A 12,674-nucleotide genomic window follows, 5' to 3' on the forward strand; every position below is an offset into this window, starting at 1 on the left:
GATGTCCCTGTTCGACACGTCGGACCGCGCCAAGAAGTACCAGGCGGATCTGCTCGAGTTCATGGATTCGCACATCTACCCCGCTGAAGCGGTCTACGACGAGCAGATGCGCGCGTCGGGTGACCCGCACTTCCATCCGCCGATCATCGAGGACCTCAAGGTGGAGGCGCGCAAGCGCGGACTGTGGAACCTCTTCCACCCGCACGCGGAGTGGGGCCCGGGGCTGACGAATCTCGAGTACGCGCCGCTTGCGGAGATCATGGGGCGCAGCCACATCGCCTCCGAGGCGTGCAACTGCAACGCTCCCGACACCGGCAACATGGAGGTGCTCACACTCTTCGGCAGCGACGAGCACAAGGAGAAGTACCTCAAGCCCCTGCTCGACGGGACGATGGCCTCGGCCTTCGCGATGACCGAGCCGCGTGTCGCCAGCTCCGACGCCACCAATATCGAGTTGCGGATGGAGCGCGACGGCGACGAGTACGTGCTCAACGGCCGTAAGTGGTTCGCGTCCAATGCCCTGCACCGCAACTGCAAGGTGCTCATCGTCATGGGGAAGACGGATCCCACCGCTGCCCCGCACCGGCAGCAGTCGATGATGGTCGTCCCGATCGACGCCCCCGGGGTCACGGTGATGCGCGGGCTGCCGGTGTTCGGCTACCAGGACCGCGAGGGGCACGCCGAAATCGATTTCAGCGACGTACGGGTGCCGGCCAAGGATGTCCTCAAGGGCGAAGGGGAGGGCTTCGCGATCAGCCAGGCCCGGCTCGGGCCCGGTCGTATCCACCACTGCATGCGGGCGATCGGCGCGGCCGAGCGGGCGCTTGAGCTGATGTGCCGGCGCGCGCAGTCACGGGTGACATTCGGTAGTCCGGTTGCCGAACGGTCCAATGTCCAGGACTGGATAGCGGAAGCACGTATCGACATCGAGATGATCCGCCTCCTCACGCTCAAGGCCGCGTATCTGATGGACACGGTCGGGAACAAGGAAGCGCGCACCGAGATCGCGGCCATCAAGGTGGCCGCCCCGAACATCGCGTTGAAGATCGTCGACCGCGCGATCCAGGTGCACGGGGGAGCAGGAGTGACGGACGACTTCCCGTTGGCGATGATGTATGCGGGTCTGCGGACGTTGCGGCTGGCGGACGGTCCCGACGAGGTCCACAAGAGGGCCATCGCCAAACAGGAACTGCGGCAGTACCGCGACGTGGCCACGGCAGCGGTGAGCTGAGATGGCAGGACTCGATCTCACCGGTCGCACCGTCGTCGTCACCGGCGCCTCGCGCGGTATCGGGCTGGCGATCGCCCAGGCCATCGCCGCGGCCGGCGCAAACGTCGTCCTCACCTCCCGGTCCCAGGAGGCGGCGGACGCCGCCGCGGCCCAGGTCAAGGGCACAGCGGTCGGCGTCGGTGCGCACGCCGTCGACGAAGAGGCGGCTCAGCGCTGTGTGGATCTGACGCTTGAGCGCTTCGGAAGCCTGGACATCCTCGTCAACAACGCGGGGACCAACCCGGCCTTCGGGCCGGTCATCGACCAGGACCACGGTCGGTTCGCCAAGACCTTCGACGTGAACCTGTGGGCTCCCGTCCTGTGGACGGGGCTGGCCACGCGGGCCTGGATGGGCGAGCACGGCGGGGCGGTCGTCAACACCGCGTCGGTCGGCGGCATGGCCTTCGAGGCGAACATCGGGTTGTACAACGCCTCGAAGGCCGCACTGATCCATCTCACCAAGCAACTGGCCCTGGAACTCTCGCCGAAGGTTCGCGTCAACGCGGTGGCACCGGGTTTGGTGCGCACGAAGCTGGCCGAGGCGCTGTGGAAGGAGCACGAGCAGGCCCTGTCTGCCTCGACGGCGCTCGGGCGCATAGGGGAGCTTGCCGACATCGCCTCCGCGGTCGCCTTTCTCGTCTCGGACGCCGCGAGTTGGATCACCGGCGAGACCATCGTGATCGACGGCGGGCAACTCCTCGGTGACGCGCTCCCGTTCAGGCAAGGAGCCGGCATCGGTGTCTAGCGCGGACATCGTCGGAGTCGACGCCGGGGCGGTGAGCCGCTGGCTCGAGACCCTCGGCGTCGACTTCGCCGGGCCACTGACCTTCGACCGGATCGGGCTCGGTCAGTCGAATCTGACCTACTTGGTACGGGACCAGGACGGCCGCAGGTGGGTGCTGCGGCGCCCACCGCTGGGTCGCCTGTTGGCGTCGGCGCACGACGTGGCTCGCGAGGCGCGGATTCTGACCGCGCTGGAGGGCACCGCCGTCCCGACCCCACGGGTGCTCGGGCTGACCGCTGATCCCGCCGTGACCGACGTCCCACTGCTGCTCATGGAGTTCGTGGACGGCCAGGTCGTCGACACGATGCCGATCGCGCAGTCGTTGACGCCTGAGCGCCGCCGGGCGATCGGGATGTCCTTGCCGCGGACGCTGGCGAAGATCCACGCGGTCGATCTCGAGGCGACCGGGCTGACCGGACTGGCCAGCCACAAGCCGTATGCGCAGCGTCAGCTCAAGCGGTGGACGGGCCAGTGGGAGAAGTCCAGGACCCGCGAGCTGCCCGCCCTCGAGGACCTCACCCGGCGCCTTGTCGCCGCCGTCCCGGAGCAATGCGAACTGACGCTCGTACACGGCGATTTCCATCTGCGCAACGTCATCACCTCTTACGACAGCGGGGAGGTGACCGCGGCGCTCGACTGGGAGTTGTCGACGCTGGGGGATCCGTTGGCGGACATGGGCAGCCTGCTGGCGTACTGGCCGGAACCGGGAGAGGAGGAGACCGGGGGCGATTTCGCCGCCTCCGTCCTCGACGGCTTCCCGGACCGTGCCGAGCTCGCTCAGGTGTATCTGACCGAAACAGGCCGCGACCCGGCGGCACTGAAATTCTGGCATGTGCTGGGCCTGTGGAAGGTGGCTGTGATTGGTGAGGGCGTGATGAGGCGAGCGATCGATGAACCGAAGAACAAGAGCGCGACAGGCACGCCCACCGTGGAACGCATCGATGCGCTCGTGGACAACGCATGTCGAATCGCTGACGAAGCCGGGATCTGAGGAGGAGTGGTAACCGCCGATCACCGGTGCCGCGAAGGAGTACGGCTTCAAGGTTGTCGCCGTCAATCGCGCGCCGGTCCGGCGTGGGCCGGCGCCGGTCATTCTCAGGATCGGTGACCCCGAGGGTTCTGGGCATGGCACCTGTTTGTGGCGCGGGGGCGGTGGCCCACGGGCGTGCTGCGGAAGGATCGCGGCATGAGGCAACGACAGGCGGTGACGGTCGGGGTCGACCTTGCTGCGAGTGCACGGCGTACGGCTGTGTGCCGGGTGCTCTGGGGCGGCGTGGACGGCTTGGCGGCGGAGTTCGTCGTGCCCGAGGGGGATGAGGATCTGCTGGCGGTTGTCCGGGCGGCCGACAAGACCGGCCTCGACTGCCCTCTTGGCTGGCCGTCGAGCTTCGTGGCAACGGTCGTGGCCCACCACCGGGGCCTGCGGCTGCCGCCTCCCGTCAGGTTCGAGGAGCGTGCGGACGGGAGGCCCGGTCTGGATGCGCTGCGATTCAGGTTCACCGACGACCTCACATGGAAGGCGACCTCGATGCGGCCTCCGCTGTCGGTGTCCACCGATCTTCTGGGTGTCGTGGCGCTGCGAGCGGCTTATCTGCTGGATGCCCTCGCGGCGATCGGTGCCCCTGTGCCCCGGGACGGGTCGGGACCAATTGCCGAGGTCTACCCCGCTGCCGCACTGCGGCGGTGGGGGATCCGCCTTCCTGGTAGCTACAAGAGCGCCACGCCCGAAGCGCGTGCCGTCCGAGAGCACATCGTCGGCTCGGTCGAGGCGGGCTTGGGGTTGGCCCTCCCCGAGCCGGTGCGCGGGCAGTGTGTCGACAGCCACGACCATCTCGACGCGTTGGTCTGTGCCCTGGTTGCTCGCGCCGTCCTGGTCGGGGACACGCTGTGGCCGCGTTCTCCGGACGAGCGCGCGGCCGCTGGGCAGGAGGGCTGGATCCACCTGCCCGGTACGGATCTGGCGGCCCTCCGCCACTGACGGCTGAATTGGGGTTGCCCCAACGGAGTTTGGCGGACACCAACGCCGACCGTCAGGTGCGGCTGAGCTTCCTCGGCTGACGCGTGACCATGCGGGTCGGCGATCAGCGCAGGGGCAGCACCAGTTCGGACGGGTCGTCCTCCGGCGAGCCGAACGACACGTTGCTGCCCAGCGGTGTGCGACTGCCGTACAGCGGGTCCTTGGTATCCAGGACCAGAGCCAGCCGGTGTCCTGCGGGCAGGTCATAGGCGGTGGCGAAGAACGGGATGTCGAGGGGGAAGGCCCGCCCCGGCGTCCTGCCGGACCAGCTCTGCGGAGCGTGGGAGATCAGTTTCCCCACGCCGAGGGCGTTCACGTCGTAGAGGTAGCCGATCGCCGTGCCCTGCGGCGCGGATGCGGTGACGGTCGTGTGCAGCCGGACGGTTCCGCGGATGTGCTTCGTGGCCGCGTACGGCGCCGACTGCCATACGGCTCCGGCCCAGCGGGGCAGCAACGGGACCACGACGACGGGAGGCAGCTTGACGACCTGGTCGAGCAGCCCGGACAGTTCGGTGATGCCGCCGTCGGCGCCCGAGTTCGTACCGCCGACGACTGGCGTCTGCCATCCCGTCCCAGCCCTGCCGCTGCTCCAGGGCGCGCCGCTGTCGAGCGCACCGGTGCCGAAGGCGTTCGTTCTGCCGAGCTGCAGCCGCTCGGTCCGGGAACTGACGGCCTGCCAGGACGGATAGGTCTCGAGTGCGCCGCCCGGCCGCACTTCCAGCTCCACCGGCGGCCGAGGTGTGCCGCCGCTGCCCTTGAGGTGCTCGTCGAACCAGCTGAGCGCGCTCGCCCAGGTGGCGTTGTCCAGCCCGAGCAGGCCGGTGACCTCCTGCGTGGCATGGTCGCCGGGACGCAGCTCGATCCGTTTGGGTCCGGTCAGCTTCTGATAGAAGGCGGTGATCTGGCTGGGGTTGAAGATGCTGTCCCCCCATGCACTGGCGAGGAAGACGGCCGTGCCGTTGGCATTGATGCGGTCCACGTACGCGCCCGGGGACCTGGTCTGCGCCCATCTGATGACGTCGGGGGTGTCACGGTCGGCGAAGAGGTTGGCCAGCATCCGCCGGAACTCGGCGCTCTCGCGACCGACAGGCGCCCCTACGGCGGTGAGTGCCGCGGCGGCCTGCAGATGCCGGGTCTCGCCGCTGTACAGCGAGTCGACCAGGTCCCCCCAACCGCTCATCGCAGCCACCGCTTTGACCCGCGGGTCGGCGGCAGCTCCCATCAGGGTCAGGCCGCCGCCCAGGGAGAGACCGGTCATCCCAATCCGCCGCGGATCGGCCGGAGTCCGGGCGATGGTCCAGTCGATGACCGACGAGATGTCCGCCACGTCCTTGGGTCCCGCAACGTCGACCTCGCCTCCGGAGAGCCAGAAGCCGCGGACGGTGTAGGTGACCACGGCATACCCGCGTGCGGCGAGTTTCCTGCCCTGGAGGACGTACTCGAGGTCGTTCTGCCCCCAGCTGGCCGGCTGCACGATCGCCGGGTAGCGGCCGTGCGCGTCGGCGCCGGGTGTGCCGGGGGCGGGGGTGAACACGTTCGCCTTGAGGACGACACCGTCCTTCATCGGGATGTCGGCGAGGCGGAAGAGGGGTCCTGCCGTGGCGTGGGCTGCCGCGTGCTCCGGCCCCCGGGCCGCTGACGTGGGCGCCGCGGCGATTGTTCCGACGAGAGCGAGCGCCGCGGCGACGGCGGCACTGGTTGTCCGGACCCTGGCGCGGTGTCCGCCGTGGCGTTGCGTTCGTCTCACTGGGGCTCCATCTGGCTCGGACCGTCGTGCCACGGAGGCACCGCCCACCGGCGCGGTGATCGGAGCGTAGAGGTGCAGAACCAGCCGCGGTGAGACGATGATCAGCCAAATTACCCACGGGTAGGGGGAGGGGTCGGCGCCTGCTCGCATCCACGTCGCCGATCGCGCGATCCCATGCCTCCGACGCCCTTGGGCAGCGACTGTCCGTTGCCGCATGTTCAGAATTTGCGCGCCGTGCTACTCTTGATCCAAGTTGCAGTTGTGGTTCCCATAGACTTCAAGTGCCTTTGATGGCCTTATGCCGTCGGGCACTTTTGTATTTCCGGTGCTATTTTCCGGACGGGGTAATCATCGCGGCGACGCCGGGTTCGCGCAGTGCGGACCCCCGTGCACTGCCCCGAAGGAGATTTGATATGGCTACTGGCACTGTGAAGTGGTTCAACGCGGAAAAGGGCTTCGGCTTCATCGAGCAGGACGGCGGCGGCCCCGACGTCTTCGCCCACTACTCGAACATCGCCACCTCGGGCTTCCGTGAGCTCCAGGAGGGCCAGAAGGTTTCCTTCGACGTCACGCAGGGCCAGAAGGGCCCGCAGGCCGAGAACATCGTTCCCGCCTGACGCTGACGCGTACGACGCAGCTGGGGCCCGCACCGTGGGTGCGGGCCCCAGCTCGTTGCTGTGTGCAGGGTCCGCCCGCCGCCCGCACCCCGACTCCGGCCTGCCCCAGCCACCCATTCCGGTGGATTTCTGGAATTCTGACGCCAGGCGCCGCTATTTCCGCGCCGGTGCGGCCGGCTTCGTCCCAGTCTTTTATCCGGCTCGTTCTTGCAATTCATTCGGCCATTCCGCCGAGAATTCCTCGATACGTGCCATATCGAGGAAGGTTCTGCATGAACCGCTCAGTTCGCACGAACGACCGCTACTCCAGCCCCCGCAAGGGCGGCTCCGCCGGTTCCGACCGCGGCGCCCGGTTCCGCCCGCAGGGGCAGGGCCAGGGCCAGGGCCGCCCCGGCAACCGTTCCGGCGGATACGGGCGCCGTCCCTCCGCGCCGCAGGGCGAGTTCGCCCTGCCCGTCACCATCACCCCGGCCCTCCCCGCCGCTGCGACCTTCGGCGAACTGGACATGCCGGCCGAACTGCTGGAGATGCTCACCAGCCTCGGCATGAACGAGCCGTTTCCGATCCAGGCGGCGACGCTGCCGAACTCGTTGGCGGGCCGGGACGTTCTGGGCCGTGGGCGTACGGGGTCGGGCAAGACGCTTGCCTTCGGTCTGGCACTGCTGGTGCGCACCGCGGGCCGGCGTGCGGAGCCGCGTCAGCCGCTGGCTCTGGTGCTCGTCCCGACCCGGGAGCTGGCGCAGCAGGTGACCGACGCGCTGACCCCGTACGCCCGGTCGTTGAAGCTGCGGCTGGCGACGGTGGTCGGTGGGATGTCGATCGGCCGGCAGGCCGGTGCGCTGCGCTCCGGGGCCGAGGTCGTCGTTGCGACTCCGGGCCGGTTGAAGGACCTCATCGAGCGCAAGGACTGCCGTCTGGACCGGGTGGACATCACCGTGTTGGACGAGGCGGACCAGATGGCGGACATGGGCTTCATGCCGCAGGTCACCGAGCTGCTGGACCAGGTCCGCCCCGGCGGTCAGCGGATGCTGTTCTCGGCCACGTTGGACCGCAATGTCGACCTCCTGGTCCGCCGCTACCTGCACGATCCGGTGGTCCACTCCGTGGACCCCGCCGCGGGCGCGGTCACCACGATGGAGCATCACGTACTGCACGTCCAGGGTGCCGACAAGTACGCCACCACCACCGAGATCGCCGCCCGCGACGGGCGGGTGATCATGTTCCTGGACACCAAGCACGCGGTCGACGGGCTGACCAAGCATCTGCTGAACAGCGGCGTACGGGCCGCGGCACTGCACGGGGGTAAGTCCCAGCCCCAACGCACCCGCACGCTGGCCCAGTTCAAGACCGGTCATGTCACGGTGCTGGTCGCCACCAACGTCGCGGCCCGCGGTATCCATGTCGACAACCTTGACCTCGTCGTCAATGTCGACCCGCCCAGCGACCACAAGGACTACCTGCACCGAGGCGGACGCACCGCCCGCGCCGGTGAGTCCGGAAGCGTCGTCACGCTGGTCCTGCCCAACCAGCGCCGCGAGATGGCGCGCCTGATGGCCGCCGCCGGCATCACCCCGCAGATCGCCCAGGTGCGCTCCGGCGATGCCGAACTGAGCCGCATCACAGGCGCCCAGGCCCCCTCCGGCGTCCCAATCAGCGTCAGCGCGCCGGTCACGGAGCGCCCCAAGCGCGGCGGCGCCCCGTTCCGCGGCCGGGGCACCCGCCCGGGTCAGCCCGGCCGTTCTGGTGGCGAGTCCCGCCGGTCCGCCGAGGCCCGCCAGACCGCGGAGGCCCGCCGGGCCGCACGGGTCCGTCGGTCCGCATAGTCCTCGCGACTTCACTTCCGAGGAGCCGAGAGTGAGGCGCCGTCAGCGGATGAGCGTTGCTGCGACGGATGAAACCTCTACTCGGCGTGGCGTGCCGTCCAATGGGTGACTATTGGCTGGTTGTCACACGAAGGGCCCCATGGTGTAGCTCGAATGCGGAGCTCTCCAGTGGTGCGGAGGCGAAATCCGGCTAACGGTGAATCACGTCGCCCCTGCGATTCCATGAGCCGATGAAGTGTCGGCCGTCGCAGTCGCGGCGAAAGGAATGTGCCTCATGCGCTCTGCCCGCACCCTGTTCGCGTCGGCGGCCGTCTCCGCGGTCCTGGCGATCACCTCTCCCGCCGCATATGCGCTGGCCCTGGGCGAGGACCACGACAGTGGCTCCTCCTCCAGCGAGTACGGCCAAGAGTCCGAGAAGGGCGACAAGTCCGAGAAGGATGAGAAGTCCGAGAAGGACGAGAAGTCCGAGAAGGGCGACTACGACAAGTCTGAGAAGGGCGACAAGTCCGAGAAGGACGAGAAGTCTGACAAGGGCGACTACGACAAGTCCGACAAGGGCGACCACGACAAGTCCGAGAAGGGCGACCACGACAAGGGCGACCACGACAAGGGCGACTACGACAAGGGCGACCACGACAAGCCGAACGGTGGCGTGCACACCGGTGGCGGCGCCCTGGCCATGGCTCCTGCCGAGGGCGACGAGGACAGCTACGGCGACAAGTCCGAGAAGGGCGACAAGTCCGAGAAGGACGAGAAGTCCGAGAAGGGCGACTACGACAAGTCTGAGAAGGGCGACAAGTCCGAGAAGGACGAGAAGTCTGACAAGGACGAGAAGTCCGAGAAGGGCGACCACGACAAGGGCGACTACGACAAGGGCGACCACGGCAAGGGCGACTACGACAAGGGTGGCCACGACAAGCCGAACGGTGGCGTGCACACCGGTGGCGGCGCCCTGGCCATGGCTCCTGCCGAGGGCGACGAGGACAGCTACGGCGACAAGTCTGAGAAGGGCGACAAGTCCGAGAAGGACGAGAAGTCTGACAAGGACGAGAAGTCTGACAAGGACGAGAAGTCTGACAAGGACGAGAAGTCTGACAAGGACGAGAAGTCTGAGAAGGGCGACTGGGACAAGTCCGGCAAGGGCGACTGGGACAAGTCCGAGAAGGGCGACTACGACAAGGGTGACCACGACAAGCCGAACGGTGGCGTGCACACCGGTGGCGGCGCCCTGGCCATGTCCGGCGGGAGCCTGGGTGCCGGCGCGGTGCTGATGCTCGGTGGTCTCGGCGCAGGGGCGTACCAGCTGCGCCGCCGCAACTCGTCGGGTACTCCGGTGGCCTGATGGGGTCGAACCTGTAGCAGTTCGCTTGCCGTCGCGGCCGCCGCCCCTCCCGGGCGGTGGCCGCGGCGATTGCCCTTCCCGCACCGCAGCCTGTTCCATCGCCTGTCCGCGCCCTACTGACGCCTCGTACGCGAAAGGCATGCTCGCATGACCGCCCAGCAGCCTCCCGGTATCGCCCTCGCCTCCCGTCCCATCGGCCGTGCCCTGCTGTGGCCGGCTCTGGCGGTTGTGCTGGGTTTCCTCCTTATTTACAACTCCTTCGGCACCTCGCTGGGACTCAAGCCGCCGGCTCGCGCTGTGGCTTCCGCCCCCGCCGCGCCCGGGGCTGTCGCCCCTGCCGACGAACTGGTGCTGCCCCGGTCCGTCCCGACGCGGCTCTCGATCATGGAGATCGCCGTCGACGCGCCCTTCACAGCGTTGTCCATCGGCCCATCCGGACAGCTGGACGCACCACCAGCAGACGACAACAATCTGGTCGGCTGGTTCCAGGAGGGTGTCACACCCGGCGAGCGCGGCACCTCAATTGTCGCGGGCCACGTCGACACCAAGACCGGCCCTGCCGTATTCCTGCAGCTCAGCCTGCTCAAGCCCGGAAGCAAGGTCGACATCACCCGCGAAGACGGCACCGTCGCCACGTTCAAGGTCGACTCCGTCGAAACCTTCAGCAAGGCGCGCTTCCCCAATGAGCGGGTCTACGCCGACACCCCCTCCCCGCAGCTGCGTCTGATCACCTGCGGAGGCGACTACGACAAGAAGGCGAAGGACTACACGGACAACGTGGTGGTGTTCGCCCACCTCGACTCCACCAAACGCGCCTGAACCGCTGCCCCGGAGCATCGCTTCAGAGCAGCTGGGCGTACTCGCGGAACTCCCAGTCGGTGACATGCCGCCCAAAGCGGGCCAGCTCGTCGCGCTTGAAGATCAGGAAGGCGTCGACAAAGGGTTTGCCAAGCACTTCGGTGAGTTCGTGGTCGCCTTCGAGAGCGTCGAGGGCTTCGCCGAGACTTGTCGGCAGCTTGGGGGCGCCGGTCGGATCGTAGCCGTAGCCGCCGGTCGGGGCGGGTGGCTCGGCCCCGGACCGGATGCCCAGCTGGACGGCGGCGACCAGGCCGGCGATGGCGAGGTAGGGGTTGGCGGTGGCGTCGCCGAGGCGCATTTCCAGGCGGGCGGCGCTGCCGCGCTCGGGCGGGATCCGCACCATGGCACCGCGGTGGTCCAGTCCCCAGTCGATCAGCCAGGGCGCAGTGGTGTCGGGGCCGAAGCGCTTGTAGGAGTTGATCGTGGGGTTGAACAGTGCTGCGAGTGCGGGGGCGTGGGCGAGCAGACCGGCGATGGCGTGGCGGGCTGTGTCGGACAGTCCGAAGGGCTGTCCGGGCGCGTCGAAGACGTTGCGTCCTTCCGGGTCGACCACGGAGATGTGCAGATGGAAGCCGGAACCGCCCCCGTCATTGAGGGGTTTCGCCATGAAGGTCGCCAACCGGCCCTCGGCGCGGGCGAGTTCCTTGACAGCGGCCTTGAAGCGGAAGGCCCGGTCGGCGGCGTCCAGGGCCTCGGAGTGGTCGAGGTTGATCTCGAACTGCCCGCTGTCGTACTCCCGGTTGCCGCCGCTGACGCCGATGCCGAGGTCGTGCAGGTGGCGCAGCGTCCGCAACAGGTGTCCGTCCGGGTCGCCCTTGCGCCCGACGGTGTAGACATTGCCGGGGGTGGCGGCGTAGCGGCGCCAGCCGGTGGGGGAGTCCGGGGCGGGGTCGAGCAAGACGTATTCCAGCTCGGGGCCGATGACAGCCGTGAGCCCGCTCTCGGCCAGCTGTCCGGTGACCCGGCGCAACAGGTCGCGGGGTGATTCCGGGGCGGGCAGGCCGGTCTCGGGGTCGCGGGCGTCGCCGATGCACCAGGCCACCCCGGGTTCCCAGGGGAGTGGGACAAGGGTGCTCAGGTCGGGTCGTACGGCGATGTCGGGCATTCCGGCGTCCAGCCCGCCAGGGATGTCGGAGTGGTCGCCCAGAGCGCCGGTGTGGTAGATCGCGCGGCAGAAGGCCAGGCCGTGGCCGGTCGCATTGGGCAGGTGGTGGAGCAGGATGTCCCGGCCGCGGTCGGAACCCATGAGGTCGGGGTAGACGATGCGCACGACGTCAATGCCCTGGGCGGCGAGCGCCTCGATCTTCTGCTGGATCTGTCCGGACTGATCAGTGCTCACCGTCGGTCTCCTGGGGGTACGGGCAAGGCGTGGCGGTACGTGTGGAACCCGTATCACCATGGTGCACATGCGATCTGTGCCTTGGGCGGACTGCGGAAGGCCGCCGATATTCGTTTGAATCCAAACGATGCGACAGGGCGGCTTCGCCGCAAGAGTCCGCCTGCAAATCGCCTGTGCGTCGAGGGGGATCGGCGCCTGCGGAGCCCGCGCAAAAAAGGGGTGGGGGCGTAAGGTTTGGGGGCAAACGAACGAGGTGGGACGGCGTGCGAGCCACCCCCACCCCGACCGAGGGGGAGACCGTGTCCGGCCGCCGATCCATCATCGAGACCGAGAAGGCCGTCCAGGCGAAGCTCGGCGACTTCCGGCTGCAGCGGGAACAGATGGCGGCCGTCGCCAACATCCACCGTGCGGCAGCCGCCGTCCGGCAGCACCTGGAGAACTCGGTGCTGCGCCCCGCCGAGCTGACCTGGACGGGCTTCGTGGTGCTGTGGGTGCTGTGGATCTGGGGCGAGACGGAGACCCGCCATGTGGCCGAGGAGGCGGGAATCACCAAAGGCACCCTCACCGGCGTCGCCCGGACCCTGGAGTCGAGGGGCCTGGTTTCTCGAGCGCCCTATCCCGAGGACGGCCGACGGGTGCTGCTCGCGCTGACCCAGGAAGGGGAGGCACTCATGGAGAGGCTCTTCCCGGCGTTCAATGAGGAGGAGGCCTTCGTGGCCTCGCGGCTCAGTGCCGAGGAGTGCCTGCGACTCGCGGACGGGCTGCGGGCCATCGTCGCCCAGCTCGAGGAGCGCGGGGAGGAGCGGCGCCAGGAGTTGCTGGGCGGGGCGGAGCCCGCGCCGAGGCGCTCTGGCCGGCGGCCTCGGGCCTGAACCTC

At 68.5% G+C, this 12,674-nt stretch carries 11 protein-coding genes; 9 read left to right on the forward strand and 2 right to left on the reverse strand.

Annotated elements, in window-relative coordinates:
- The first annotated feature begins 1 nt into the window (after nt 1).
- From QFZ67_RS34155 to QFZ67_RS34170, 4 genes are all read left to right on the forward strand, one after another.
- Complete coding sequence (locus QFZ67_RS34155; protein WP_307664897.1) at nt 2-1,231, forward strand: acyl-CoA dehydrogenase family protein; 1,230 nt, start codon at nt 2-4, stop codon at nt 1,229-1,231.
- 1 nt (nt 1,232) lies between these two features.
- Nucleotides 1,233-2,015 carry an SDR family oxidoreductase gene (locus tag QFZ67_RS34160; protein WP_307664898.1) on the forward strand — a complete coding sequence of 261 codons (783 nt, stop codon included), beginning with the start codon at nt 1,233-1,235 and terminating at the stop codon, nt 2,013-2,015.
- On the forward strand, nt 2,008-3,045 hold the full coding sequence (locus tag QFZ67_RS34165) for a phosphotransferase family protein (RefSeq protein ID WP_307664899.1): 1,038 nt from the start codon (nt 2,008-2,010) through the stop codon (nt 3,043-3,045). The genes QFZ67_RS34160 and QFZ67_RS34165 overlap by 8 nt, the downstream gene beginning before the upstream one ends.
- Before the next feature lie 195 nt (nt 3,046-3,240).
- Nucleotides 3,241-4,032: a DUF429 domain-containing protein gene (locus QFZ67_RS34170; RefSeq protein ID WP_307664900.1), complete on the forward strand. Its 792-nt coding sequence runs from the start codon at nt 3,241-3,243 to the stop codon at nt 4,030-4,032.
- Between the two features lie 103 nt (nt 4,033-4,135).
- Here the strand turns inward: QFZ67_RS34170 and QFZ67_RS34175 are convergent, their stop codons facing one another.
- A complete protein-coding gene (locus QFZ67_RS34175) occupies nt 4,136-5,818 on the reverse strand; it encodes a CocE/NonD family hydrolase (RefSeq protein WP_307664901.1) in 1,683 nt (560 codons plus the stop codon).
- 413 nt (nt 5,819-6,231) lie between these two features.
- Here QFZ67_RS34175 and QFZ67_RS34180 point away from each other — a divergent pair, with 413 nt between their 5' ends.
- The 4 genes from QFZ67_RS34180 to QFZ67_RS34195 all read left to right on the forward strand — a co-directional run bounded on the left by QFZ67_RS34180 (nt 6,232) and on the right by QFZ67_RS34195 (nt 10,419).
- Nucleotides 6,232-6,435, forward strand: a complete 204-nt coding sequence (locus QFZ67_RS34180; protein ID WP_307664902.1) for a cold-shock protein — start codon at nt 6,232-6,234, stop codon at nt 6,433-6,435.
- 272 nt (nt 6,436-6,707) lie between these two features.
- Entirely contained in the window at nt 6,708-8,258 is a 1,551-nt protein-coding gene (locus tag QFZ67_RS34185) for a DEAD/DEAH box helicase (RefSeq protein WP_307664903.1), read from the forward strand.
- Nucleotides 8,259-8,532: 274 nt separating this feature from the next.
- Nucleotides 8,533-9,600, forward strand: coding sequence for a hypothetical protein (locus tag QFZ67_RS34190; protein WP_307664904.1), 1,068 nt, complete (start codon nt 8,533-8,535; stop codon nt 9,598-9,600).
- A gap of 147 nt (nt 9,601-9,747) precedes the next feature.
- Entirely contained in the window at nt 9,748-10,419 is a 672-nt protein-coding gene (locus tag QFZ67_RS34195; protein ID WP_307664905.1) for a class F sortase, read from the forward strand.
- Nucleotides 10,420-10,441: 22 nt separating this feature from the next.
- Here QFZ67_RS34195 and QFZ67_RS34200 read toward each other — a convergent pair whose 3' ends face one another.
- The gene (locus tag QFZ67_RS34200) at nt 10,442-11,797 is read right to left on the reverse strand and encodes a glutamine synthetase family protein (protein WP_307664906.1); all 1,356 of its coding nucleotides are present in this window, start codon (nt 11,795-11,797) and stop codon (nt 10,442-10,444) included.
- A gap of 299 nt (nt 11,798-12,096) precedes the next feature.
- Between QFZ67_RS34200 and QFZ67_RS34205 the strand changes: the two genes are divergently transcribed.
- The gene (locus QFZ67_RS34205) at nt 12,097-12,669 is read left to right on the forward strand and encodes a MarR family winged helix-turn-helix transcriptional regulator (protein ID WP_307666073.1); all 573 of its coding nucleotides are present in this window, start codon (nt 12,097-12,099) and stop codon (nt 12,667-12,669) included.
- Nucleotides 12,670-12,674 lie beyond the last annotated feature (5 nt).

The sequence above is a fragment of the Streptomyces sp. V1I1 genome (genome assembly GCF_030817355.1).
GTDB lineage: Bacteria > Actinomycetota > Actinomycetes > Streptomycetales > Streptomycetaceae > Streptomyces.